Origin of the sequence: Actinomyces vulturis (assembly GCF_001687305.1) — a bacterium.
In the GTDB taxonomy this organism is placed as follows: Bacteria; Actinomycetota; Actinomycetes; order Actinomycetales; family Actinomycetaceae; genus Actinomyces; species Actinomyces vulturis.
This window is the reverse complement of record NZ_LZRK01000003.1, coordinates 464,926-489,560: the sequence shown is the minus strand read 5'-3', so window position 1 is coordinate 489,560 and position 24,635 is coordinate 464,926. Positions and strand designations below refer to the sequence as shown.

Annotated in this window: 17 protein-coding genes; 14 read left to right on the top strand and 3 right to left on the bottom strand. The window is 54.1% G+C overall.

Annotation, left to right across the window (positions count from 1 at the left end; translation table 11 throughout):
• The first annotated feature begins 572 nt into the window (after positions 1-572).
• The gene (locus A9753_RS06845) at positions 573-2,177 is read left to right on the top strand and encodes a Na+/H+ antiporter NhaC family protein (RefSeq protein ID WP_067782212.1); all 1,605 of its coding nucleotides are present in this window, start codon (positions 573-575) and stop codon (positions 2,175-2,177) included.
• 25 nt (positions 2,178-2,202) lie between these two features.
• Here A9753_RS06845 and A9753_RS06840 read toward each other — a convergent pair whose 3' ends face one another.
• Complete coding sequence (locus A9753_RS06840) at positions 2,203-4,224, bottom strand: dolichyl-phosphate-mannose--protein mannosyltransferase (RefSeq protein WP_141673345.1); 2,022 nt, start codon at positions 4,222-4,224, stop codon at positions 2,203-2,205.
• Positions 4,225-4,269: 45 nt separating this feature from the next.
• Here A9753_RS06840 and rsmI point away from each other — a divergent pair, with 45 nt between their 5' ends.
• The 7 genes from rsmI to A9753_RS09535 all read left to right on the top strand — a co-directional run bounded on the left by rsmI (position 4,270) and on the right by A9753_RS09535 (position 14,722).
• Entirely contained in the window at positions 4,270-5,157 is an 888-nt protein-coding gene (rsmI, locus tag A9753_RS06835) for a 16S rRNA (cytidine(1402)-2'-O)-methyltransferase (RefSeq protein WP_067782206.1), read from the top strand.
• A gap of 111 nt (positions 5,158-5,268) precedes the next feature.
• Positions 5,269-5,907, top strand: coding sequence for an isochorismatase family protein (locus A9753_RS06830; protein ID WP_067782204.1), 639 nt, complete (start codon positions 5,269-5,271; stop codon positions 5,905-5,907).
• A 127-nt stretch (positions 5,908-6,034) separates the two neighbouring features.
• Entirely contained in the window at positions 6,035-7,882 is a 1,848-nt protein-coding gene (metG, locus tag A9753_RS06825; RefSeq protein ID WP_067782202.1) for a methionine--tRNA ligase, read from the top strand.
• Between the two features lie 104 nt (positions 7,883-7,986).
• Positions 7,987-8,916, top strand: coding sequence for a TatD family hydrolase (locus A9753_RS06820; RefSeq protein WP_067782199.1), 930 nt, complete (start codon positions 7,987-7,989; stop codon positions 8,914-8,916).
• 152 nt (positions 8,917-9,068) lie between these two features.
• Positions 9,069-10,151 (top strand): aggregation-promoting factor C-terminal-like domain-containing protein, encoded by a 1,083-nt coding sequence (locus A9753_RS06815; RefSeq protein WP_067782196.1) that lies wholly within the window; start codon positions 9,069-9,071, stop codon positions 10,149-10,151.
• A gap of 261 nt (positions 10,152-10,412) precedes the next feature.
• Positions 10,413-13,139, top strand: a complete 2,727-nt coding sequence (gene ppdK / locus A9753_RS06810) for a pyruvate, phosphate dikinase (RefSeq protein WP_067782193.1) — start codon at positions 10,413-10,415, stop codon at positions 13,137-13,139.
• A gap of 275 nt (positions 13,140-13,414) precedes the next feature.
• Positions 13,415-14,722, top strand: coding sequence for a hypothetical protein (locus A9753_RS09535; RefSeq protein ID WP_067782191.1), 1,308 nt, complete (start codon positions 13,415-13,417; stop codon positions 14,720-14,722).
• Positions 14,723-14,864: 142 nt separating this feature from the next.
• On the opposite strand, the gene A9753_RS06800 is transcribed toward A9753_RS09535, so the two are convergent.
• Positions 14,865-16,016, bottom strand: coding sequence for an alpha/beta hydrolase (locus A9753_RS06800; protein WP_245637395.1), 1,152 nt, complete (start codon positions 16,014-16,016; stop codon positions 14,865-14,867).
• Between the two features lie 244 nt (positions 16,017-16,260).
• Between A9753_RS06800 and A9753_RS06795 the strand changes: the two genes are divergently transcribed.
• A complete protein-coding gene (locus A9753_RS06795; protein WP_245637394.1) occupies positions 16,261-17,580 on the top strand; it encodes a C40 family peptidase in 1,320 nt (439 codons plus the stop codon).
• A gap of 96 nt (positions 17,581-17,676) precedes the next feature.
• On the opposite strand, the gene A9753_RS06790 is transcribed toward A9753_RS06795, so the two are convergent.
• A complete protein-coding gene (locus tag A9753_RS06790) occupies positions 17,677-18,177 on the bottom strand; it encodes an inorganic diphosphatase (protein WP_067782186.1) in 501 nt (166 codons plus the stop codon).
• 263 nt (positions 18,178-18,440) lie between these two features.
• Here A9753_RS06790 and dacB point away from each other — a divergent pair, with 263 nt between their 5' ends.
• From dacB to folE, 5 genes are all read left to right on the top strand, one after another.
• A complete protein-coding gene (dacB, locus tag A9753_RS06785; RefSeq protein ID WP_067782184.1) occupies positions 18,441-19,871 on the top strand; it encodes a D-alanyl-D-alanine carboxypeptidase/D-alanyl-D-alanine endopeptidase in 1,431 nt (476 codons plus the stop codon).
• Positions 19,868-21,073, top strand: a complete 1,206-nt coding sequence (locus A9753_RS06780) for a zinc-dependent metalloprotease (protein WP_176702756.1) — start codon at positions 19,868-19,870, stop codon at positions 21,071-21,073. Before dacB ends, A9753_RS06780 begins: the two co-directional genes overlap by 4 nt.
• A 147-nt stretch (positions 21,074-21,220) precedes the next feature.
• Entirely contained in the window at positions 21,221-21,775 is a 555-nt protein-coding gene (gene hpt, locus A9753_RS06775; RefSeq protein WP_067782179.1) for a hypoxanthine phosphoribosyltransferase, read from the top strand.
• 148 nt (positions 21,776-21,923) lie between these two features.
• Positions 21,924-24,053 (top strand): ATP-dependent zinc metalloprotease FtsH, encoded by a 2,130-nt coding sequence (ftsH, locus tag A9753_RS06770; protein ID WP_083090381.1) that lies wholly within the window; start codon positions 21,924-21,926, stop codon positions 24,051-24,053.
• The gene (gene folE, locus A9753_RS06765; RefSeq protein WP_067782176.1) at positions 24,050-24,622 is read left to right on the top strand and encodes a GTP cyclohydrolase I FolE; all 573 of its coding nucleotides are present in this window, start codon (positions 24,050-24,052) and stop codon (positions 24,620-24,622) included. The genes ftsH and folE overlap by 4 nt, the downstream gene beginning before the upstream one ends.
• Positions 24,623-24,635 lie beyond the last annotated feature (13 nt).

The window sequence follows — 24,635 nt, the reverse complement described above, 5'->3', positions numbered from 1 at the left end:
GGGTGTGGGAGAGTAGGACGCCGCCGTACATATACTTGTGAGGGTTGAGCCCCGCTGCCATGTTTGTGTGGTTGGCGGGGCTCCCCCACACCCACCACCACTTGCGCCTACATTTGTGTGTGGCATTGTCGGATATTCTCAGTGCGCCGTCTCTTACGCCTCATGGCTCTTTTCGGCAAGTTGTTCTACTTGTCTTGCTTCGTCGTTGGGCTCCATATTTATGTGCCGATCAAGGTAGATCGTGTCTGTCATTTCTCCCATGAAGTAAACGATTCTCCGGCGCTCATGTGCCGATCAAAATAGATCGTGTTTCTCATAGCTTCTTTCCCTCCTTGGCAAAAGGAGACGTGATGGTTGCTAGTAGGTTTTTGTTTGAGCGAATGGTGTTGATTTGAGACAAAGGGCCTAAGTTCATGTTTATTTCGGTCATCTGCTGTGGTACAGCCCCTAAAGTCAGACTATTTTCAGCAAACTATCGGCTATCACACACTGTTTGTATTAGGCATTTAATGTGGTAGCGCATTAGTATTCTCGGCACGTGTATTTTTCTGTTACGTCTCGAGGAGCTCATTATGCTTGAGTCATATCCCTTTCTAGCGATTGCTCCACCTTTGGTGGCAATCATCCTGGCCATCATGACCCGTAGGGTCCTGCTGAGCCTGGGGCTAGGCATCGTTGCTGCAGCATTTCTGATCAACGATTTCTCCCCCCTTGGAACGATTAAAGACATTTGGGGCGCATTCTTCGGAATCGTCTACGCCGACGGAGAGTTGAATACTGGAAAGATTTATATCCTCCTATTCCTCCTCATGCTCGGCATCATTACCGCCCTCATCCTCATGTCCGGAGGATCGGCTGCCCTCTCGCAATGGGCAGCAGGCAAAATCAAGAGTCGCAAGAGTGCTCAGTACCTAGCTGCGTTCCTCGGCATTGCAATCTTCATCGACGATTACTTCAACGCGTTGGCCGTTGGGCAGATTGCTAAGCCCGTAACAGATAAATACAACGTTTCTCGCGCTAAGCTGGCCTACATCATCGACTCCACTTCGGCACCTGTGGCAGTGTTGGCACCGTTTTCATCATGGGGTGCATCCATCATTGGTCTTTTGGCGCCGGTCGTTGCGATGTCCTCCATACAGCACAGTGAAGTAGGGGCTTTCCTCGGAGCAGCGGGAACCAATTTTTACGCAATCAGCGCTATCCTCATGGTTCTGCTGATGATTGCACTTCAGGTGGACCTCGGTCCTATGCGTACCGAAGAGCGTCGCGCTATTCGTGAAGGTGAAACTTACCAAAGCGGTGAAGACATTCCTGGTGAACTTTCTGATGACCTTCCCGTTCACAGCGAAGGTAAAGTTCGCAGTCTCATCGTGCCGTTTATCGCTCTGATTGTTGGTGTGATTGGCTCGATGTTCATCACCGGTGGCCTGTCTGGCGGATCGTGGACCATGCTTGACATGCTCGCTAATACGATGGTGAATGAATCCCTCATCATTGGTGGCGCTTGCGGTCTGGTGGCAGCTCTCGTCTTCTATTTCATTGAAACGCGCGACAACAATACTTTTGACTCCAAGGTTCTTGGGCAGGGCGTGGGACAAGGCGCTCGCTCTATGCTGCCCGCCATTGCAATTCTTCTGATGGCGTGGGCACTTGGCTCCCTCATTTCGGAACTGGGAACCGGTACTTACCTTGGTCATCTCGTTGAGACTGCTAATGTGGCACCTCAGTGGCTCATCCCTATGATGTTCTTGGTCGCCTGCCTCATGTCTTTCTCAACTGGTACTTCCTGGGGTTCCTTCGGTCTGCTTATTCCGATCGCAGGTGACATCATGAATCATCTTGACGCACCGGAATTCCTCATTCCTGCGCTTGGAGCCGTTCTCGCCGGTTCTGTCATGGGTGACCACTGTTCCCCAATCTCCGATACGACAATTTTGTCTGCTACCGGCGCGTCGTCGTCCATCATTACTCACGTGCGTACTCAGTTGCCTTATGCGGTGACCTGTATGATCGCCTCCTTGGTTGGCTATCTGGTCCTTGCTGCAACAGGTAACTCGTGGGCAGGCTTCGTTGCTCTTATCGTCACCTTGTTGGCCATGGTGCTCGTCTCTCAGCGCATGATCACTGCACTTGATGAAGAGATCCCCGACTCGGAGCGGGCTCCGATTCTCATTTGACATTCATGGTGCTGGCGCACGAGGGCTAGATCCATGAATCAAGCCACATGTGCCAGTACCACCAGTCATAACTAATGGTTCGGCCTGTCCAAAGTGGAAGCCACAGAATCGTAAAGATAACAACGCTGGCAACAACACCGCTACTGAGGATAAGTCCCCATTTGTTGAGCCCAGTATGATCAGCCTGTAGGCCGCCTTGGCGGCCTACAGGCTGATTGTCATCAGGGCACATAAGCGCAGTCTCGGTGTACCCGCCGTTGTGCTCATCGTCGAGAGCAACAGTGGTCTGGGTGGAAGCCTCCGAAGAAGAACCCATAGCAGAAGTAACGAGTGGGCGTTTGACGATCCCCATGGCCCAGCCCAGTGCCCAGGCCAAAGCCATTGCTACGAACGGCATGAAGGCCACAGTGTAGAAAGTAAAGATTGTGCGATCCATGTAGAACAGCCAGGGTACGTAGAAGCCCAGGTACCCAGACAAAATTACCCACGCGCGCCAGTCTTCCCAACGGATCGCAAGAACAATCACGACAACCAAAGCGACTAGAGCAGCCCACCACATAGGGATATTGCCAATGGAAGTGATGGCTTGAACGCAGCGATCCGCACCGCAAGCATGGGCTTGATTGCCCATCTCAGCTTCACTTGGCCAGAAGAATGACGTGGGACGAGACTGCACCAGCCATCCGAGGGGATTGGACGCATAAGGGTGTTCGGATTCCAGATTGACGTGGAAGGTGTACATCAACTCGTGGTAATGCAGGAGATCTCTCAATGAATCAGGCAGCCACCCCCAACTGACGGGTAAGCCCTGCTGACGCTGAGAAGCAGCCCAACCATGCCCATAAGCCAGTGGGTGGGTAAACCATGAGAACCATGAGGCCATATACACAACGAATGCCGTTGGAACGAGACGAACAAAGTCACCAATGCCACTAGCAACAACGCCCTCGATAAGCCAGGACTTCATTCCTGTGCGCTTAAGTGCCATCGTGTCCCAGACAACCACCATGATGCCAACAACAGCCAGCATATAAAGGGCTGACCATTTCACTGAGCAAGCCAACCCCAACATAACACCAGCACCAATGAGCCACCAGCGTGCACCCGCATGAGGAGCACGAGTCAGCGGTTGCCTTGAGGCTGTAGCAGCATTGTTAATGATGGCGGCATGTTCTTCACGATCACGCAGGAGCATGAGTAATGCCCCTAAAGCAAAGGGGGCTAAGAATACATCGAGCAAGGCAATACGGGATTCAGAGATACCCACTCCGTCAAGGGCAACAAAGAGCCCAGCCAAACCAGCAAGAAGTGGCGAGGAAATGAGGCGCCACATCAAGCGCACTACCAGAGTGATCGTGACGATACCTGCCAACGCAGGCATCAATCGCCAACCAAATGAACTGTTGGCACCAAAGAGCGTCATTCCCATACTGATAAGCCATTTACCCAGATGTGGGTGAACGATAAATGCGGGATCGCTGCTTAGCGCGCTCATATCGTTATGAACAAATAAGGGGTTCGCACCCTGCCCCCATGTCCCCTCATACCCTAGGTGGCTGAGTGCGTAAGCATCCTTGACGTAATACGTCTCGTCAAACATCAAGACATGTGGATGAGATAGGTCTGGAAGGCGCAACAGTGCGCCCAGCAAACTCATCACGCCAGCAACAATCCAACACTGTGCCGATGACGACGCTGCGTTCCATTTTTCACGCCATTTCATCAACCACGCCGGGCCTTGACAAGAGCGATGCTTCCCTCCTGCCCGAGACATGATGCGGCTACGGGTAAGACCTTGGGGATGACGCGTATGGCTACTGGCGGGGGAGAGAGGTGAAGGAACGGATAATGATGGCTGCGTCCCTGCGGCGTCGGCATGAAGGTGCTGCGCACGGTGAGATGGACTGGTAGACCGATGCGTTGTAGACGGCTCTGTGTGTGCGGCACTGGGAGCCGGTGGTGTGGGGAGGGTGAGAACATCACCAGTTTCGCATTCATCAGGGGTTGAGGCAGTTGGGGGAGTCGAGGCAGACGATGGCGTAGTCACACCGAGAGTCTACGTGGACTCACAGCATGCGAGATACTGATATCTATGACCAACGCACCAGAGGCAAACACTGACGCCGCATGGCCCCAACCCGCTGATGTCATTGCACCGGGAACCATTCTCTTGGCCGCTACCCCAATCGGTAATGTTCTTGATGCCTCTGCACGACTTGTCTTCGCCCTTGCTCAAGCAGACATTGTGGCCGCAGAAGATACCCGCCGTGCACTTAACCTCGCTGGTCGACTGGGGATACGTATCGCTGGCAAACTCGTGGCCTACCATGAACATAACGAAGCAGCCCAAACGCCCTGGCTCATTGAGCAAGCACAAGCAGGGCAGCGCATACTCATGATTTCCGATGCAGGAATGCCATGTGTCTCTGACCCTGGATATCGACTCATCGAAGCTGCACACCAGAGCGGAGTTCCAGCAAGTATCGCACCCGGCCCCTCAGCAGTTCTCACCGCACTAGCGCTCAGTGGTATGCCCACAGATCGATGGATCTTTGAGGGTTTTATGCCTCGCAAACGCGGAGAACAAGAGCGTTTCTTCTCAACATTGGCTACTCAAAGTGCCACCACCATCGTTTTCGACTCGCCACGCCGTCTTCAGGCGACTCTGTCCCATATGGCCGAAATCCTTCCGGAGCGTCAGGTAGCGGTGTGTCGAGAACTGACAAAAACCTACGAAGATGTGTGGGTCGGAACGCCTAGTCAATTGGCGGAACGTGCTGAAAATGCTCGCGGGGAAATTGTTATCGTCATTCGTGGTGCTGGAGAAATGATGGTTGATGATGACCAAGCCATTGTTGAAGTACTTGCTCTCGTTGATCAAGGCATGAAACTCAAAGCAGCAGCCCGACACGTAGCCCATCAGTATGGGTTACGTTCGCGGGCGCTGTATCAAGGCGCTCTTGACGCACGACAAGGCTGACAACTCGCTTTTGTCGGAAAACAGCGTGTTGAGAGTTTGTGGTACTTCTGTATCACGCTGAGGGTGAAGAGAATTATTAATCATGGCGTAGGACACACTAAAGTGACTCGTATGAAGTCTCTCGCGCATGGTGCTGTACGCGCACTACTCGTCGTTGATGTTCAGCCGACCTTCTGTGAGGGGGGTGCTCTTGCCGTTGATGGAGGCAATGCTTGCGCAGAAAAGATCGCCGACTATCTTCGTGAACACGGCGAAGATTACGACATAGTCATTACCAGCCAAGACTGGCATATCGACCCAGGTGAACATTTCAGCGATACCCCTGACTACGTGGATACCTGGCCGGTTCATGGAGTGGCTCATACTGATGAAGCGGCGCTTCACCCGGCTATTAAACCTGTTATTGACGATCTTATTCAGTCACCTAAACTCAGCGTTGTCCACATTAAAAAAGGCGAATATAGTGCGGCATACTCGGCATTCGATGGAACCGGTAATGTCGGAGAGAAACTTCAGGCAGTCCTGGGGCGTCACGGAGTCGAAAAAGTTGACGTCATAGGACTAGCTTTGTCGCACTGCGTCAAGCAGACTGCCCTCGACTCGGCAGCCAACGGTTTTACCACATGGTGCTTCACTGACCTCAGCGAACCGGTGAGTCCAGAACAAGGCAAACAGGCTGTTGAAGAAATGACTGCTGCAGGCATTATTGTCACCACCAGCGATCAAGCCTGGGCTGAATGTGAGAATTGAGCCGTCTTCACCTCACGATCCCGCCTTACTTCTTAGGAAAATGGTTTCGTGGTGCATTAATACAATGTGAGCGCTTGGTCATTGCGTGAAAGTTCTCATGAAACGCGCAAACCGATAGGCTAGAGCCATGACGCATATTCTTTCTGCTGTGGCCTGGCCTTACGCCAACGGTCCACGCCACATTGGTCACGTTGCCGGCTTCGGTGTTCCCTCTGACGTTTTCTCCCGCTACATGCGTATGGCGGGGCACGACGTTCTCATGGTCTCAGGCACTGATGAACACGGAACTCCCATCCTTGTGGCTGCAGACGAAGAAGGCATCAGCGCTCGCGAACTTGCCGACCGTAACAATCGACTCATCGTTGAAGATCTTGTTGCTCTTGGCTTGAGTTACGACCTGTTCACCCGTACTACAACTGGTAACCACTACGCCACAGTACGTGCAATGTTCGAAGCCGTTCGAGATAACGGTTACATGATCGAACAGGTCACCTCCGCAGCCATCTCCCCCTCTACCGGCCGTACCCTGCCTGACCGTTACATCGAAGGTACTTGCCCCATGTGCGGTGAAGGTGGTGCTCGTGGTGATCAGTGTGATTCCTGCGGTAATCAACTTGACCCCACAGACCTCATCAATCCCGTCAGCCGTATCAATGGCGAGACTCCCCAGTTCGTGGAATCCACGCACTGGTTCCTCGATCTGCCTGCGTTGGCCGAAGCGCTAGGTGAATGGCTTGATGAGCGTGAAGAATCCGGAACCTGGCGCCCCAACGTTATCAAGTTCAGTCAGAACATCCTCGCCGAAATTCGCCCTCGCGCCATGAGTCGTGACATTGACTGGGGTATCCCGATTCCCGGCTGGGATGATCAACCCTCCAAGCGTCTTTATGTATGGTTCGATGCTGTGATCGGTTACTTGTCCGCTTCGATCGAATGGGCACGTCGCATTGGCGAACCGGAAAAGTGGCGTGAATGGTGGAACAACCCTGAAGCCCTCACTTACTATTTCATGGGCAAAGACAATATTGTTTTCCACTCCCAGATCTGGCCTGCAGAAATGCTAGCCCACAACGGTCAAGGAAACCGGGGTGGCGAGCCTGGTCCGTTTGGCATCCTTAACCTGCCTACTGAAGTCGTCTCCAGTGAATTCCTCACCATGGAGGGGAAGAAGTTTTCTTCCTCCAAAGGAATCGTTATTTATGTGCGTGACATGCTTTCGCGTTACCAGGCAGACGCACTGCGCTACTTCATTTGTGCTGCAGGCCCCGAAAGTTCTGATGCCGATTTCACGTGGGCAGAATTCGTCCGCCGTACCAATTCTGAACTTGTTGCCGCTTGGGGCAACCTGGTTAACCGTACGGCATCCATGATTGCTAAGCGCTTTGGTTATATCCCTGCTCCCGCTTCTCTCGAGCCTATCGATGAAGAACTGCTTCGCTCCATTAAGGCAGGCTTCGATACTGTTGGCCCTCTCATTGCCTCGCACCGTCAGAAGGCTGCGCTGTCAGAAGCAATGCGTCTGGTGGGTGAAGCTAATAAGTATGTGGCTGATACCCAACCTTTCAAACTCAAGGGTGAAGATGAAGAAACTCGGCAGCGTCTAGCCACCATCCTCCATACTTTGGCTCAGGCCGTGGCTGACCTGAACCTTATGCTCTCCCCGTTCCTTCCTCACGCAGCAAACGATGTGGATCGTGTCATGGGTGGTGAAGGAAATATTGCACCCATGCCCGTTATTGAAGAAGTTGAAGAACTGGATCCTGAAGTTCTCACCGCCGACTTCGACGGACGCACCACTTATCCGATCATCACTGGTGACTACTCCAACGCTCCTACATGGGGACGTCACGAGGTGAAAGTGGGACGCGAAATTACAAAGCCAACACCCGTGTTCACCAAGCTTGATGAAGCCATCGTTGAAGAAGAACTCGCGCGCTACGCTGACGCAGTTCCCGATGACGTGACAGGCGCCTAAGCGCCTCGACTCAACGGACAAGGGCGCTTGTGGCTGATGAGGAAACACACTCATCACACAAGCGCCCTTTGACGATGACGACGCCCGAAGATGAAAGAAGAACCATGGGAAAAACAAAGAAGCAACGTAGTTGGCCTGACCTTGAGGTAGTCCAGCCGCTTCCTGTGCCCGTGATGGACAACCACACTCACTTGCCTATTGATGGAGAAGAATTCGCCTTCGCCTCCCAAGCGCCCAGCCGTGATGCGCTCACTCTTGTTGAACTTGCTCATGAGGTGGGGGTCAACCGCATTATTACCAGTGCATGCGAAGCCCCCTCCTGGCTGCCTACCCTCCAGATGGCTCGTGAATTAATGGGGGTGCGCGTAGCAGTTGCTATTCATCCCAACGAAGCAGCAATGCATGCTGGTGTGCGCGCTGTAGCAGCCGATGGACTCCAGCCACATGTCCTTCCGCATCACGAAGTAGAACTTGATGTCGCTATGGTGCGTATGACTGAACTCGTGCGTTCTCATAGCGATGTTGTGGTAGCCATTGGCGAAACAGGCATGGATCTATTCCGCACCAATGAGCAAGGCTTGGATGCCCAACGAGAAAGTATGCGCGCCCACATCGCCCTGGCGAAAGAATTGAATCTTCCTCTCCAGATTCATGATCGTGATGCTCACGAGCAGTGTATTGAGGTGTTAGAGAAAGACGGCGCACCTGAACGTACCATCTTCCACTGTTTTTCTGGTGATACGCAGATGGCTGATCACCTTACCTCGCGCGGGTGGTATGCCTCCGTGGCTGGTCCTGTGACCTATAAGGCGAATGGTTCGCTGAGGGAAGCTATTGCTCGTATACCTGGCAACCTTCTTTTATGTGAGACGGATGCTCCCTACCTTTCGCCAGTACCTTGGCGTGGGCGTCCTAACGGCTCATACATGATGCCTGCCACCGTTCGTTTTCTTGCAGAACAACGAGGTCTAAGTCTTGAAACTATGTGCGAGCAACTCGATGCCAATTCCACAGCAGTCTATGGCGCATGGTGAATGAGTTCATGCTCATTTTTTCGTTAAGGAAGCGAACAGACGGTCACTAAAATGTGAGATGGCGGACCTTGTCTTGCTCCATGGTTACGATTCGGTTACGGTGAGTGCAGACTTAACCGGTACGCACGTACTTTTCCAAGGAGAACAACCTCGTGGGTCGTCATTCTCAAGGTGACCGCAGTTTAGCTGCTTTCATCCCCACTCGAACTCTCACGCATCTGATGCGCTCTCACTCATCGGCAGATGCACCTCAGCATGATTCCAAGACTGTCGTGTGCCGTGCGGGTGCTGTAGCCGCAGGCGTGTCTTTGATTATCTCTGGTGGTGCCTACGCCGCGGTGCAGATGCAAGGGCCTGACGTTGCTCCTCTCGTTCACAATGCGGCACTGTTGAGTACACAAGGACTTGAAGCGGCTGCGCACTCCCATCCCACTGCTTCTGCAGATCCGTCCGCGTCTACTTCCTACATCCTCGTGGTGGACGGAGTGAAGCGTGATGCCCGCACTGATGCAGATACCTGGGCTCAGGCGCTCAATCAGGCCGGCGTGCACGTCGATACCACTGCCGGAGATCAGGTCTCCGTCAGCCTAACGGAAGAACCTAAGGCAGGTGTGACTGTCACTGTTAATCACGCAACCGTCACTCAGGATGTTGTCAACACTCCTCTCAAACACGAGCGTGTTGAGAAGAAAACTGACGAACTCTACGAAGGTGAGAGCAAGACCGAACAAGAGGGATCTGACGGCGTGAGCCGCGAGATCTACACCGTCACCACTGTTGATGGAAAGGAAATCTCTCGTACTCTCGTCTCCTCTATGGTTGTCACCCCTAAGGTAGATGAAGTAGTTCTCGTTGGCACTAAGCCCAAGCCTGCACCTGGAGCAGTTTCACCTGCCCTCGCCGCTGCCTCTACCCCCTCCGGTGGTACCAATGCCGGGGATGCCCAAGCCATTGCTCACTCGATGATGGGGGCCTATGGCTGGGGTGAGGGCGAATTTCAGTGCCTCGTTAGCCTTTGGAACCGCGAATCGGGTTGGAACTATGCCGCATCCAATTCCTCATCTGGTGCATACGGCATCCCCCAGGCACTTCCTGGCAGCAAGATGGCTAGCGCAGGTGCTGACTGGGCAACAAACCCCGCCACACAAATCTCATGGGGACTGGGCTATATTGCCGGACGCTATGGCTCCCCTTGTGGGGCTTGGAGTCACTCTGAGTCGGTGGGCTGGTACTAAATAAGTGTTCAGGGGAATCTGAATACTCAAATCGTCACCTTATGGGGGTGTTGCCGGATGGCAACGCCCCCACTTTGTGTTTTCTTTTCGATTATTTCGACGTTAGGCCTCTGAGGTGGGATGAGGGGCAAGGTGGCGTCATGAAGACAATAGGAATATGCAAGCGAAATAGATTGGACCTGAGCCTTAGGTCACATTATTCTGGGCCATAGGTTACGCAACGAGGCGTAACACACATTTATCTACGGAAAGAGGCAAAGGATGCCCAAGTACGTTTACCGTTTCTGTGAAGGCGACAAAGACCAGAAAGATCTACTTGGCGGCAAAGGTGCCAACTTGGCCGAAATGACCAAACTCGGTCTGCCTGTACCTCCGGGATTCACTGTTACCACCGACGCATGTCGTGCTTACCTGCGTGACGGTGAAGTCCCCGACGAACTCGCTGTTCAGGTCACCCGCGCCCTTCGCGAAGTTGAAGAAGAACTCGGACGGCAACTGGGAGATCCTGACGATCCCCTTCTTGTGTCCGTACGAAGCGGTGCCAAGTTCTCCATGCCTGGCATGATGGAAACTGTCCTGAATATTGGGCTTAATGACTCCAGCGTTGAGGGTCTGGCAAAGGTTTCCGGAGACTCACGTTTTGCCTGGGACTCCTATCGTCGTCTCATCCAGATGTTTGGTAAGACCGTGCTTGACGTAGATGGAGACCTCTTCTCCTCTGCGCTTGACACTAAAAAGTCTGACCGTGGCGTTACCATGGATTACGAACTATCCGTCGGCGCCTTGCAGGAACTGGTCAGCGAGTTCAAGGAGATCGTCCGCAAGGAAACCGGAACTGCTTTCCCTCAGGACCCCCGTGAACAACTCGACCTAGCCACTGAAGCAGTCTTCCGCTCATGGAACACAGAACGTGCACATATCTACCGTCGCCGTGAAAAAATTCCGCACGACTTGGGTACGGCTGTCAACGTATGCACCATGGTTTTTGGCAATATGGGCGAGACTTCAGGAACTGGTGTGTGCTTTACTCGTGACCCCTCCACTGGCCGTGCAGGTGTTTACGGTGACTACCTTGTCAACGCCCAGGGTGAAGATGTGGTGGCGGGTATCCGTAACACTCTGTCCCTGGCAGACCTTGAAGAACTCGATAAAGTTTCCTACGACGAACTTCGTGCTGCCATGCGTCGCCTTGAGACACACTACCGGGATCTGTGCGACATCGAATTTACTATCGAGCGTGGCAAGTTGTGGCTTTTGCAGACTCGCGTCGGCAAGCGCACTGCTGGTGCCGCATTTCGTGTAGCGACCCAACTCGTTGATGAGCGCATGATCACCATTGATGAAGCACTTACCCGCGTCACCGGTGAACAACTCACCCAGTTGATGTTCCCTCAGTTCGCCACTGGTGCAGAGCGTGACCTGCTTACTCGTGCTATGCCTGCTTCTCCTGGTGCAGCGGTTGGCAAGATTGCTTTCAATAACGAAGAAGCGCAAGCCATGGCCGAAGCAGGAATCAGTTGCATCTTGGTTCGTCGTGAGACCAACCCTGATGATTTGCCCGGTATGGTCGCTGCCGCCGGCGTGCTTACCGCACGCGGTGGCAAGACCTCCCACGCAGCTGTCGTGGCCCGTGGCATGGGAAAGACCTGCGTCTGTGGTGCCGAATCACTCGACGTTGATGCCGCTTCCAAGACTTTGCGTGTGCGCGGTCATGATGGAGTCTTTACTTCCCAAGACACCATCGCCATTGATGGCACTACCGGTGAAGTCTTCCTTGGAGACGTCGCAGTTGTTGACTCACCCGTTATGACCTACATTCACTCCGGCCTGGAGAAAGCTCTCGAAGCGGCCCCTGATGAGGACACCCGTGAACTTGTTCTTGCCGTGGACCGTCTCATGCAGCATGCCGACTCCGTTCGTAGACTGAGTGTGCGTGCCAATGCTGATACTCCTGAGGATGCACGTAATGCCGTAGCTCGTGGTGCTCAGGGAGTGGGGCTATGCCGTACCGAGCATATGTTCCTTGGCGAACGCCGTCAGTTCGTTCAGGACCTCATTTTGGCTAGTACCGATGAAGAACGCGTAGCCGCCCTGGCCGCACTTCTCCCCCTCCAGAAGGGTGACTTCATCGAGATGATGGAAACTATGGACTCCAAGCCCATGACTGTCCGTCTCATTGATCCGCCACTTCACGAATTCTTACCCGATCTTACTGAGCTCAGCGTCAAGGTCGCTGTGGATAAGGCCAACGGGGTCCTTGACCCTGCAGATGAGGAATTACTTCATGTGGTTCGTGCTCACCATGAAGCCAACCCCATGTTGGGTCTTCGCGGTGTGCGATTGTTACTTACTATGCCCGGCCTGATTGAGCTTCAGGTCCGTGCTATCGCTGAAGCGGCAGTGGAGCGCTTGCGCGTCGGTGGCAACCCGCGCCCAGAGATCATGATTCCGCTGGTCGGTAGTGTCCGTGAACTCCAGATTGCTCGAGATCGCGCACAAAAGGTGCTTGACGAGGTCAGTGAAGAGTCCGGTATGGATTTGTCTTTCCCCATTGGTGCCATGATCGAGTTGCCCCGTGCGGCCCTTACTAGCGAACACATCGCCAGCGAGGCAGACTTCTTCTCCTTCGGTACCAACGACCTGACCCAGACCACGTGGGGCTTCTCGCGTGACGACGTTGAAGGGTCTTTCTTCGGTCACTACACCGACGAAGGAATCTTTGGAGTCTCACCCTTCGAGACCCTCGACCGTGACGGCGTGGGCCAGATGGTTCGCATTGGCGCTGAGGGTGCTCGCGCTACTAAGCCGGGCATTAAACTCGGCGTGTGTGGCGAGCACGGCGGTGATCCTGATTCCATCCAATTTTTCCATTCTGTGGGGCTGAATTATGTCTCCTGTTCGCCTTATCGTGTACCTGTAGCACGTCTGGAAGCAGGGCGAGCAGTGATTCTCGATGAAGTACAGGATGAGGCTCAGGCAACGGCCTAATGCCATCTGATTGACCATCCGGTGGGGCGGATATGCGACCGGCGTATCCGCCCCACCGCTAGGTTTCAAGTGGATGCGGGCGGACCTTGTCTTTGACCAGGTGGTTGAGCCTTTTTGTCAATAGCGTGGGTGTTCGTGTGTGATGAAAGCAAGGAATATCTAAAGAACGTGAAACTGTATATCTCACAGGAGCAATGGGACGAAGAGGTCTGGAAATGTTTTCCAGACGTGAGAGGATTGCTTTGGCTTTACCCCCCGTCGGCTAGGAACACATCATGGCGCTCTACGAACTTGCTGAGGCACAACTAGTTCCGGCCCAGTTTGGCCGCCCAGCCGAAGCGTCTGCTATCCGCGATGCTCTAGAGGCTGTACGTACCCAAATTCTTGATGTGCTCTCTCTGCCCATTTTTCCTATTTCTTGGCAGCCTCTTGGCTATGGAGATGCGCTGACAGCCCTTAACCCGGCTGGCGATGTGGTTGTTGTGATGGTCAGTGAGCACATGGATGCCGCTACATTAATTGGTGGCTTGGCCCACGTCTCGGCCATGTCTGCCATGGGAGTGCGTGGCGTGGGCGCCGCATATCCTGGAGGAATGGAAGCTTTCCGTCATGATTGGCAAGACTTCCGTGACGCTGTTCCCCTTCGCGCTTCGGTGACTGATCGTCTCATTGTGCTTACCGCACACCTTGCTGACGACGTGCGCACTAGCCTTCCTCTCGTGGCACCCTCTGGTGTTCAGGTCCATACCGTTGACGTTCGACGCTTGGCTAATGGTCGCCATTTTGTTCATGTTGAACTTCTCTCCGCTCAGCCCATGGATCAGGTTGGTAACACCTTGTTGGTTGCACGGCCTCGTCGCCAAGAAGTAGAAGCCGCATCTCCTGCTCTGACAGAAAGAGACACTCAGCAGCATGTAGCCCATCGCGGTACTCATAGCGCTGACCTGGTTGAATCCTCCGAGAATAGTGCGCACAGTGATCGTGCAACTCATGAGTTTGTGGCACCTGGGGAGCAGAGTGTTGGGACAAATGCCGTGCTTTCTCCTACGCAGACGATGAGTGTGCTCGCGCCAATGAGCGAATCTGGTGATTTCACTCCGGCGGAATCAATTGACCAGGTTGACCATGTTGCCACTGATGACGGTGGTGCTGAAGAGGCAGAGTCATGCCCTGTTACTGTCCTGACTAAGCAGAACAGTGATGAGGGAAGAGGAAATGGTGAACTGCCTAGCGGAGAGGCGCTATGGCCTGATCCTTGGGACCCCTCGATGAGTGAAGAAGCATTGGCAAAGGTTGCCCATGCGTTGGGAACCGTGACTGAAGTGGTTTGGCAATCACTGCGTCGCGGTATCTTCCATGTTGCCACTATTGACACCTACGGTGTCATGACACTGAGTGATGGTCGCACCTTTACTGACCCCACCGAGGCTGCCTGCCATGCGCAGGGAGTTGATGATATTGATGGATGGCACGTGTGGCGTTTTGGGCCCCACGGGCCGACACTGCGCCAGGCATGGGAAGAAGTGCGCGACGTTGACCCGCAGATGCCTATGAAACCTTCTGGCCGCCGCGCTCGTTCCTGACTTTTTTACTGGCAAGAGAGTGTTTTCGCTGATTGGATGAGTTGCACGACAAGCCTATGTTCGCTGCTGTGTTGCTCAACTTCTCTCCCTGTTAAGCAGACTCCTGCGTTCCTGGGAGGTAACACCACTTAATAAGGATTGTTTACTCCTTCTGCCCCAGGACGTAACTGCTCACCCAGCGGCGCATGGCTGACATAGCCTGTTCACGGACTGGCGGTTCAGATAAAGTTACGTCATGAAGGGCGCCTTCGAAGCGTGCAATTGTCACAAGGTTGCCTAATTGCACGGCGCGTTTGGCTGTGGCTGGAGCATCAATCACTGTGTCGGTATGGCGTGCTTGATCGTTCCAGCCAAAACCAAAATGGCTGTGAGCAGACAGCATGACAAACACGGGGCATGTAATCGATAATCCCTGAGCCACGCGAGCGTGGCCAGCCATAATTGCCTGCATCCACCCCGGGCGAATTGGGGGAGTAGGGCGCTGCTTGAAAGGCCAATACACATTCCAGCCCGTGACGTACGGATCGTCCTTCCAATCATCATGAGTCATGGGGCCGTCACGATCTTCATTCCACCCTAGATGAATATCAAAGAAGGCATCCACGTCTTGGCGCCTGGGCATGATAGGCATGGTGGGATCGCGTCGAGCTAAGGTGTTAACCACGGGCTCACCAAGCATGCGTAACAACGAAGAACCCTGAAGTTCAAGCCAGGGGGAGTTTAGGATGAGCGCATCTAAAGCGCCGGGATGACGGTCAGCCCAAATGGAGGCAATCAAGCCGCCCGTGGAGTGTCCCATCATGATTAACGATGAGTCCCAGGGACGTTCTTCGCGTAGGACAGCGAAAGCGGCGCTAATGTCCTCGTCATAAATCGTCAGATCATCACACCACCCGCGCATCTGCCCTTTTCGCAGGCTGCGACCATAACGGCGCAAATCCAGTGCATAGAAGGCTCCGCCTAAGCGGGCAATTTGACGAGCAAGGTGGGTTTGGAAGAAATAGTCATTCCACCCGTGGAGATAGAGAAGGGTAAATGTCGGAGTGGAGGGAGTGCCGGCTAGCGCCTTTGGGTCGTTGTGTGGCAGGTAACGTACCAGTGTGGCAACTGGGTCGTCTTCTGCATCATTGATGAGTAGGGGGAGGGTTTGCGCCTCAAAACCTGGACCGAGAAAGTCGGGTCCCCATGATCCTGTGGGTGGTGGATCAGGGAATGTCCATAACTCGTCGTCGCTCAAGAACGATTGTGCTTGAGATGGTGAGTTTGCCATCGATGAGGCGCGAGGAGTTTTCACTCTTTCATTGTGCCTCACTTTGGGAAGGGGTGGAGCGTCGGAGTGCCATGAAAAGTGAGAAATGGATCAAAACTATGACAGAAAATTGCTGATATTCATCATTTTCATGATTGTTGTTAGTGTTGCTAATGTGAAAACTGTTACTGGCGTTCCCTATTGTGAAAAAAGAGACTATGGTTGCACTAGTTCGTATCGCGTGTGTTACGCGCGATAAACAATGCCATCACCATTTGCTGGAGTTTTTGTGAAGCCATCGCCCCTCTCATCCACTATGCGCCGCATCGTTGCGCTTGGCGTAGTGTTCATGATGAGCATGACGCCCCTTGCTCTTGCTGACGATGTCACTCAAGAGGATATTGATCGCGCTAAAGCGGCAGAATCTGGAACCAGTGCCTCTATCGCTGACAATGAAGCTCGTCTGGCTCAACTCTCAAGTGAATCCGATGCAGCCACCATGGAAGCGCAGATTGCCAGTGAGGACTATCTTCAAGCTCTCGATGAACTAGACAAAGCCACCAAAGAAGCGGACGAAGCACAAAAGCAAGCAGACGATGCTGCTGCCGCTACCGTGCGAGCACGACAAGATCTCTCTAGTGTCGTTGTCCAGACCTATCAAGATCAAGGCAGTCCCCTAGCCGTCCTCGCTCCTTACCTCACCAGCGAATCTCTCGGTGACTTGGCTGACCACGATGCCACTCTCGAACGTGCTGGTGAAAGCACAGACGAAAAGGTCCAAAGTGTCGAAGCGCTCGAAGCAGTCGCTCAGACAATGCAGGACATTGCGGATAATAAGAAAACTGCAAAAAGTGAAGCAGCTGATGCAGCAGCAACTGCGAAAGACAACGCTGATGCTGTAGCAGCAAGCGCCGCACGGAAGGTTGCAGACGCAACCACTGAACGCGATACCCTCATCGCTACACTTGCTACCCAGCGTAATACCACTGTTGAACTGGAACGTCAGCATCAGGATCAGCTTGAGGCAGCACGTAAAGCGGCTGAGGAAAAAGCCGCACGCGAAGCAGCGCTGGCCGCAGCAGAAGCAGAGCGTCAAGCACAAGCTGAACGCGACGCGCAGGCAGCGCGTAACGCTGAAGCCGCACGTGCAGCGGAGCAAGCAAGTCAAGAAGAGGAAGATGACGGATACTGGACCCCTGCCCCTGCCCCTGCGCCTGCTCCCGACCCTGAACCTGTATATAACTACGGCGGCGCCTCGACCGCAGTAAATGCTGCTTATGGATTCCTCGGAGTGCCATACGTGTGGGGTGGCGAATCGTGGGGCGGTTTGGACTGTTCCGGCCTGGTCATGCTTGCTTGGGCACAAGCCGGTGTTTATCTTCCCCACTCCTCGCGTGCTCAGTACTGGTCTGGAACCCATGTTCCGCTGTCAGCTGCACAGCCTGGCGACCTTCTATTCTGGTCATCTAACGGCAGCGCCGGAAGTATCTATCATGTTGCTATCTACCTAGGTGGGGACCAGATGATCGAAGCGCCTGCACCTGGTGACGTTGTTAAGGTGACAGGAGTGCGTTGGGGTGGAATCATGCCCTATGCCGTAAGGCTTTAAAACGTTACTCACAAGCAATCAACGATGCGTAACCATACATTGGGGGGCCGCTGACCATAAGTCAGCGGCCCCCCAATGACGTTGTTAAGAACAATCTCAGTGTTCTCCGCGTTCGATTGCAGCCTTTTCTCGCTCGAAGGAACGGCGGATTTCTTCTTCAGCCTCTTCACGGCCAACCCAGTGAGCACCTTCAACGCTCTTGCCGGGTTCCAAATCCTTGTAGACCTCGAAGAAGTGCTGGATTTCTAGGCGATGGAACTCGCTGACGTCTTCGATATCAGTACGCCAAGAAGCGCGTTGGTCAGCGGAAGGGACGCACAGGACTTTATCGTCGCCCCCCTTCTCATCACGCATGCGGAACATCCCCAGCGCGCGGCAGCGAATCAGACAGCCAGGGAATGTGGGTTCTTCGAGAAGAACTAGTGCATCCAGAGGGTCGCCGTCTTCGCCCAGGGTGCCATCGATGTAGCCGTAATCATCGGGGTAACGAGTGGAGGTGAAGAGCATTCGGTCGAGACGAATGCGGCCGGATTCATGGTCCACCTCGTACTTATTACGATTGCCTTTAGGGATCTCAATCGTGACGTCGAACTCCATGTTCGGCTCCTTTCCATGGCGCACGGATCGTGGCGATTGGCTGGGGTGTGGCGGGTGGGCCACAGTGACATGCCTCTAGTGTGGACCATGAGGACCAACAATGTGGACATCTGGCCAAGAAACTTACCATGAGTGCGGTGTAGCACACAGTATGCTGCACCATTACTCACGACGAATATGCTTAAGCCGTATTCTTAACATGTCTTGCTGAATATGTCCTGCCAACGGTCCCTGACAGGAGAAACCGACACGAAGGAAATCGCGTGCGTCGAACCACTCTTGTTGCTCTGAGTTGTGCCACCCTGCTTGTCTGCGGTGGCTACTATGCGGTGGCTGACACGCTTGACCTAGTTCCCGGACCCCTGACAGCTGCGCATGATGACGTCGTTTCCGCGCCACTGCCTACTATCCAACCTCCTGACAGTGAACCTCTCGTTCCTGCCGTTACTGGACTCAATCCTCAGGCTCCTGTTCCCACCCAATCAGCGCTTGCAGCTATCACCGCAGGTCTGAAAAGCCACAGCGGCTTAGAGGGTGCAACGGTGGGAGTCAGTGTCATTGATGTGCTCACCGGCAAAGAGATCTTTTCTGACGGTGGAGATACTCCGCTTACCCCTGCTTCGTCAAACAAATTGCTCACCGCATGGGCTGCTCTGACGCTGATGGGCCCTGAACACACTCTTCAAACTACTGCCACGCTTTCTGGTAGTACAGTCACCCTCGTGGGTGGGGGAGACGTCCTTCTAGCGCCTGATGCAGGAAACCCTTTCACTACTGAAGGACATGCGGGTCTGGGGGACTTAGCGAAGCAAACATCTGTAGCTCTCAAAGACCAGGGCATCACTACCGTCACGCTGGCACTTGATGACACCCTTTTTTCTGGTCCCTCATGGAACTCAGCATGGATTGAGGACTACCACGCTTGGGAAGCTCCCGTGCAACCCATCATGCTCAACGTGACCGACTACCATCACGCGGGTGGCTATCCAACTGATCCAGCCATGGATGCAGCACAAACTTTCGCTGAGCGTTTGAGGGAAAACGGCATCACAGTCACAGGAAGCCCGGTGCGGAAGCGATCCCCTCAGGATGCGCAGACTGTCGGCACCATCACCAGTGCTCCGTTAGGGGACATCCTGGCCATTTCGCTCAAAACTTCAGATAACACCATGACTGAGGTGGAGGGGCGTCTCGTTGCTTTGGCTTCTGGACTGCCGGGCTCATTTGCCGGAGCAACCGAAGCAGTTCTGGCTCAACTAAGTAAGCAAGGATTTACCACCACTAACGTTACTATGCTCGATTGTTCGGGTCTTGCTGAAGGGAACAAAGTGCCACCGGCGCTTATGGCGCAAATCGTCTCTACGGCCGCTGGAGCCCCTCAAGTCGAGGGGAAAACAGCAGATCCGGCAATCGCTGAAGCGGGACGAACCCTCATCACCGACCTTCCTATCTCTGCACTCGACGGCACACTCTCCCAGCGTTACAACGACTCTTCTGCAGCAGGAATGATCCGAGCGAAAACCGGTTCACTGGATCAGGTTGCCTCACTCACGGGACTCACTATTACTGCCGATGGTCGTCAACTCGCATTCTCTGTGGTCGCTAACGGTTTTCCAGAGGGGGGACTGTGGGGAGCGCGAACTGCCATTGACTACGCCTTTATGGAACCCCTGACCGAATGTGGATGCTCATGATTCCCCGTCTGCCTGTCCATTCCGAACGCATTAACTGGTCCCTAGCCCGACGTATCGCGCAGACTCTTACTCCTGCAGGTCCACGTGTTGCTGCACCACAACGTCAAGCAACCGTTGATCTGTTGCGTCGTTCAGCGCACCAAGCCCCTCAGTGGGTTGGAGAAATCACCGGACTTAATGAAGCAGCTCAGCGTGCCCAACGATGCCTCGATGTCAAAATCGTGGATCGTGCCGGATGGATTGATATCAATACCACCTTCATCCGTTCCCTTCTTCCTGACTCCATCGCCTTAAGCGCCCAAGATATTCCAGGTATGTTGCCTGACCTAGCGGGCGTAGAAGTTGCCGCTCTCATGGGTGTGCTCTCTACGCGGGTCTTGGGACAAGTCCATCCCATCATCGACGAGCCAGCCCACGATTTTTCTGCCTCGGGTACTGATATTGCTGGAGGAAAGGTGTCCGGTGACGCTGAGCAGAACATCGGAGGATGCGTCGTCGGACAACAGGAGAATCATGGGGTGCAGACGTGTCGCTCTCACGCTCGCATGATTCTCGTTGCGCCCAATGTTTTGGCTACCCGCGATGAACTGGACCTCGACATGATGGACTTTCCTTCTTGGGTAGCTCTTCATGAAGCTACGCACGCCGTGCAATTAGCCCAAGCCCCATGGTTGGCCCAGTATCTGACTGGCATGACCACACGTCTTATCGCCAGTCTTGGCCCGCAGCCGTCCAAAGCTCCTCATAGTTTTGTGCGCCGTATGAATAGCGTTACTGATGCGGTGCGGAGTTTGGCCAGCGGGGAAAGCGATGTACTCTCCTTGACTCTCAATGAAGAACAGTGGGAACTGCTCGATAGTCTTATGAGTGCCATGGCTTTCCTCGAAGGTCAAGCCGAAGCAGTTATGGACGGGATCCATCCTGCTACTATGCCCTCGGTTCATCGTATTCGCGCCTCCGTGGCAAGCGCACGTCACACCGGCATCCCCATGGGACACTCCGATATTGAAACCTATATCCGTAAGATCGTCGGAATCGACACTAAGTACTCTCAGTATTCCCAAGGCACCATCTTTGCGCGCACTGTCATTTCCCATGTTGGTCATGAGGGGTTGGCTGCTGCTCTGGCCAGCCCAGATCAGTTGCCAACGATGAGAGAAATCAGTCATCCCAACGAATGGATTGAGCGAATTCACGGATGAAACCCTCCTAGGAATGACGCCGTACTGCCTAGCGTTATTCCTCCCGCGCTTTCTAGTGGGAAGCGTGGCATAGGGCGAATATGGCAGGCTATAGGAATAGTGGGACCACTCAACCCACCCCATACACTAACGGGAGAGGAAAACAGCATGGATGTCGAGCAGATGGGCTCCGACCTGGGGCAGGTACTTCTGACCAAGGAACAGATCGATGAACGCCTGGCAGAAATGGCCAAGCAGATCGACGAAGATTACGCCGGAAAAAACCTTTTGCTCGTAGGTGTCCTTAAGGGCGCCATTTACGTCATGGCAGATCTCTCCCGTCTTTTGTCTCAATCCGTCCCCATGGATTGGATGGCCGTGTCTTCCTACGGATCAGGCACCAAGAGCAGCGGTGTGGTCCGTATCCTTAAAGATCTCGACTCCGACCTCACCGGCCGTCACGTCCTCATCGTTGAAGACATCATTGACTCCGGTCTCACCTTATCCTGGCTCGTGGGTAACCTCTCCTCACGTGGTGCCGCAAGCGTCGAAATCGCTACTCTCCTGCGTAAGCCCGAAGCAGCCAAGGTAGAAGTTGATGTCCGTTATGTGGGCTTTGATATTCCCAATGAGTTCGTCATTGGCTACGGCCTGGACTACGCCGAGAAGTACCGCAACCTGCCCTTCGTGGGGACCCTTGCGCCTCACGTCTACGGTGGCTGATTTTCTCTTAGATCACACCACAACGCTAGGCGTGCTGAAAACCGCTTTTCAGCACGCCTAGCGCGAACAAACCCCCACCAATAGCAGGCGAAGGCCTGCAATGGGTTAGCGTCATGACACGTTAACTGTGCGAAAGGGAATCGACGCGATGGACAACTCCGGGCGCCCCACCAAAAAAAATAAAGGCGTCAAGCCACTGCTGTGGCTTCTCCCCCTCATTGTGCTGGGTGTAATCATTGCTACCAGTCTCTTCTCCATGGGGGGATATCGCACCATCGACACCTCCGATGGTCTTGCTTTGCTCAAAGAAGGAGACACTCTCACCTCAGCGACCGTCATTGACGGCCACCAAGTGGTGGAGATGGACCTGAACAAGGATTACGTCGCCAAGCCTAAGAAGCCCGGACAACGCGAAGTTAACCTCGGCAAGAAGGTCAAGTTCACCTATACCAGTGCCCAAGCCGAACAAGTTGACAACCTCATTCAAGAAGCAAAACCAACGGCAGGATTCAACGCGGTGGTTCCCACCACTACTTGGTGGATGTCCATGCTCCAGTTGATTTTGCCTACATTCCTATTTCTTCTTCTGCTGTGGTGGCTCATTGGTCGAATGCAAGGTGGAGCAAGAGGCGCCATGGGCTTCGGCAAGTCCAAAGCCAAGGTTGGCCAGAAAGAAATGCCTGACGTTACCTTCGATGACGTCGCAGGTGAAGATGAAGCCGTTGAAGAACTCCAAGAAATCCGAGAATTCCTCTCCGAACCTGAGAAATTCCGTGCTGTGGGGGCCAAGATCCCCAAGGGTGTTCTCCTCTACGGTCCTCCCGGAACTGGTAAAACCCTCCTTGCTAAAGCGGTCGCAGGTGAGGCGGGCGTGCCCTTCTTCTCCATGAGTGGTTCCGAATTCGTCGAAATGTTCGTCGGCGTGGGTGCTTCCCGCGTCCGCGACCTCTTCGAGCAAGCCAAAGCCAACTCCCCGGCTATCATCTTCGTTGATGAGATTGACGCGGTAGGCCGCCATCGTGGCTCCGGCATGGGGGGCGGACATGATGAACGTGAGCAGACCCTTAACCAGTTGCTCGTCGAAATGGACGGCTTCGACGCCACCACCAACGTCATCCTCATCGCCGCCACCAACCGCCCCGATGTGCTCGATCAGGCACTTCTGCGCCCTGGCCGCTTCGATCGCCAGATTGCCGTTGAAGCCCCTGACATGGCTGGACGCTATGCCATTCTTCAGGTGCACGCGAAGGGCAAGCCGATGACTAAGGACGTTGATCTACGTCTGGTAGCTAAACGCACTCCTGGCTTTACTGGTGCAGACTTGGCCAACGTCCTCAATGAAGCAGCACTGCTCACGGCGCGCTCCAACGCTGACCTCATCGATACCCGCGCACTCGATGAAGCCATCGACCGTGTGGTTGCTGGCCCGCAAAAGCGTACTCGCGTGATGAGCGACCATGAAAAGAAGGTCACCGCTTACCACGAAGCAGGCCATGCCCTGTGTGCCGCTGCAGGTGCCTATTCCTCACCGGTTACTAAGGTCACTATTCTTCCCCGCGGTAAGGCTTTGGGATACACCATGGTGATGCCTGCTGATGACAAGTACTCCACTACACGCAACGAACTCCTTGACCAACTGGTCTACTCCATGGGTGGACGCGTCGCAGAAGAACTGGTCTTCCGAGATCCCACCACTGGCGCGTCTAATGACATTGAGAAGGCCACCGCAACAGCCCGTAAGATGGTGACCGACTTCGGTATGAGTGCCACTGTGGGTGCGGTGAAACTGGGAAGTTCTGAACAGGATTCCATGATGGGCATGGGCCAATCCTCCCGTGAATACTCCGAAGCAGTAGCCGCACAGGTCGATGCCGAGGTTCGTGAACTCATGGACACCGCTCACCGCGAAGCATGGGACATCCTCACTCGTAACCGCGCAGTGCTCGATGAACTCTCTCTCCAACTCCTTGAGCGTGAAACTCTGCTTGAGAAGGACCTGGAGAAGATTTTTGCTCCCGTTATCAAGCAGCCTGAACGGCCTGTATGGCACAGTGCTGATGACCTTATCGCTCCTGATATTCCACCGGTGTTGACTGCTGGCGAACGCCAGGCTAAGGAAGACGCGGAAGTTGAGTCTTCACAATCTCAGAGCGATGGTCCTAGCGAGCAGATTCATGATATTGACGCAGATGCGATGTCTCCGTCTCATGTTCAGCCCTGCCAGGATTCTGAGCCTCGCAAGGCCTCTCCGCACGATGAAGGCGGCCATCAGTCATGACCTACGATGCGCAAGGGGTTGAACGAGCAATCCGCGACCTGCTCACCGCCATTGGTGAGGATCCAGACCGTGATGGCCTTAAAGACACCCCTGAGCGTATGGCTCGTGCCTACGCCGAAATGTTCTCAGGATTAGGCACAGATCCCTCCGAACATCTCAGTAAGGTCTTTGATGTAGGGCACAATGAAATGGTTCTCGTGCGAGACATTGCCTTGTACTCGGTATGTGAACATCATCTTCTTCCTTTCCATGGAGTGGCTCACGTGGGTTACATTCCAGGAAAAGATGGAAAAGTTACTGGCCTGAGTAAACTCGCTCGCCTTGTTGACGGCTACGCTCGCCGTCCCCAAGTGCAAGAGCGTTTGACTGCGCAGGTAGCAGATGCGGTGGTCAGCGGTCTTAACCCCCGTGGAGTAATAGTGGTGGTGGAAGCTGAGCATTTGTGCATGTCCATGCGCGGTGTGCGAAAACCCGGCTCTAACACTGTGACCAGTGCCGTGCGAGGCATCATGCGTAATGCAGCAACCCGCAGCGAAGCCATGAGCCTCATCCTGGGTAAACGCGCATAATCTCCTGCTATTT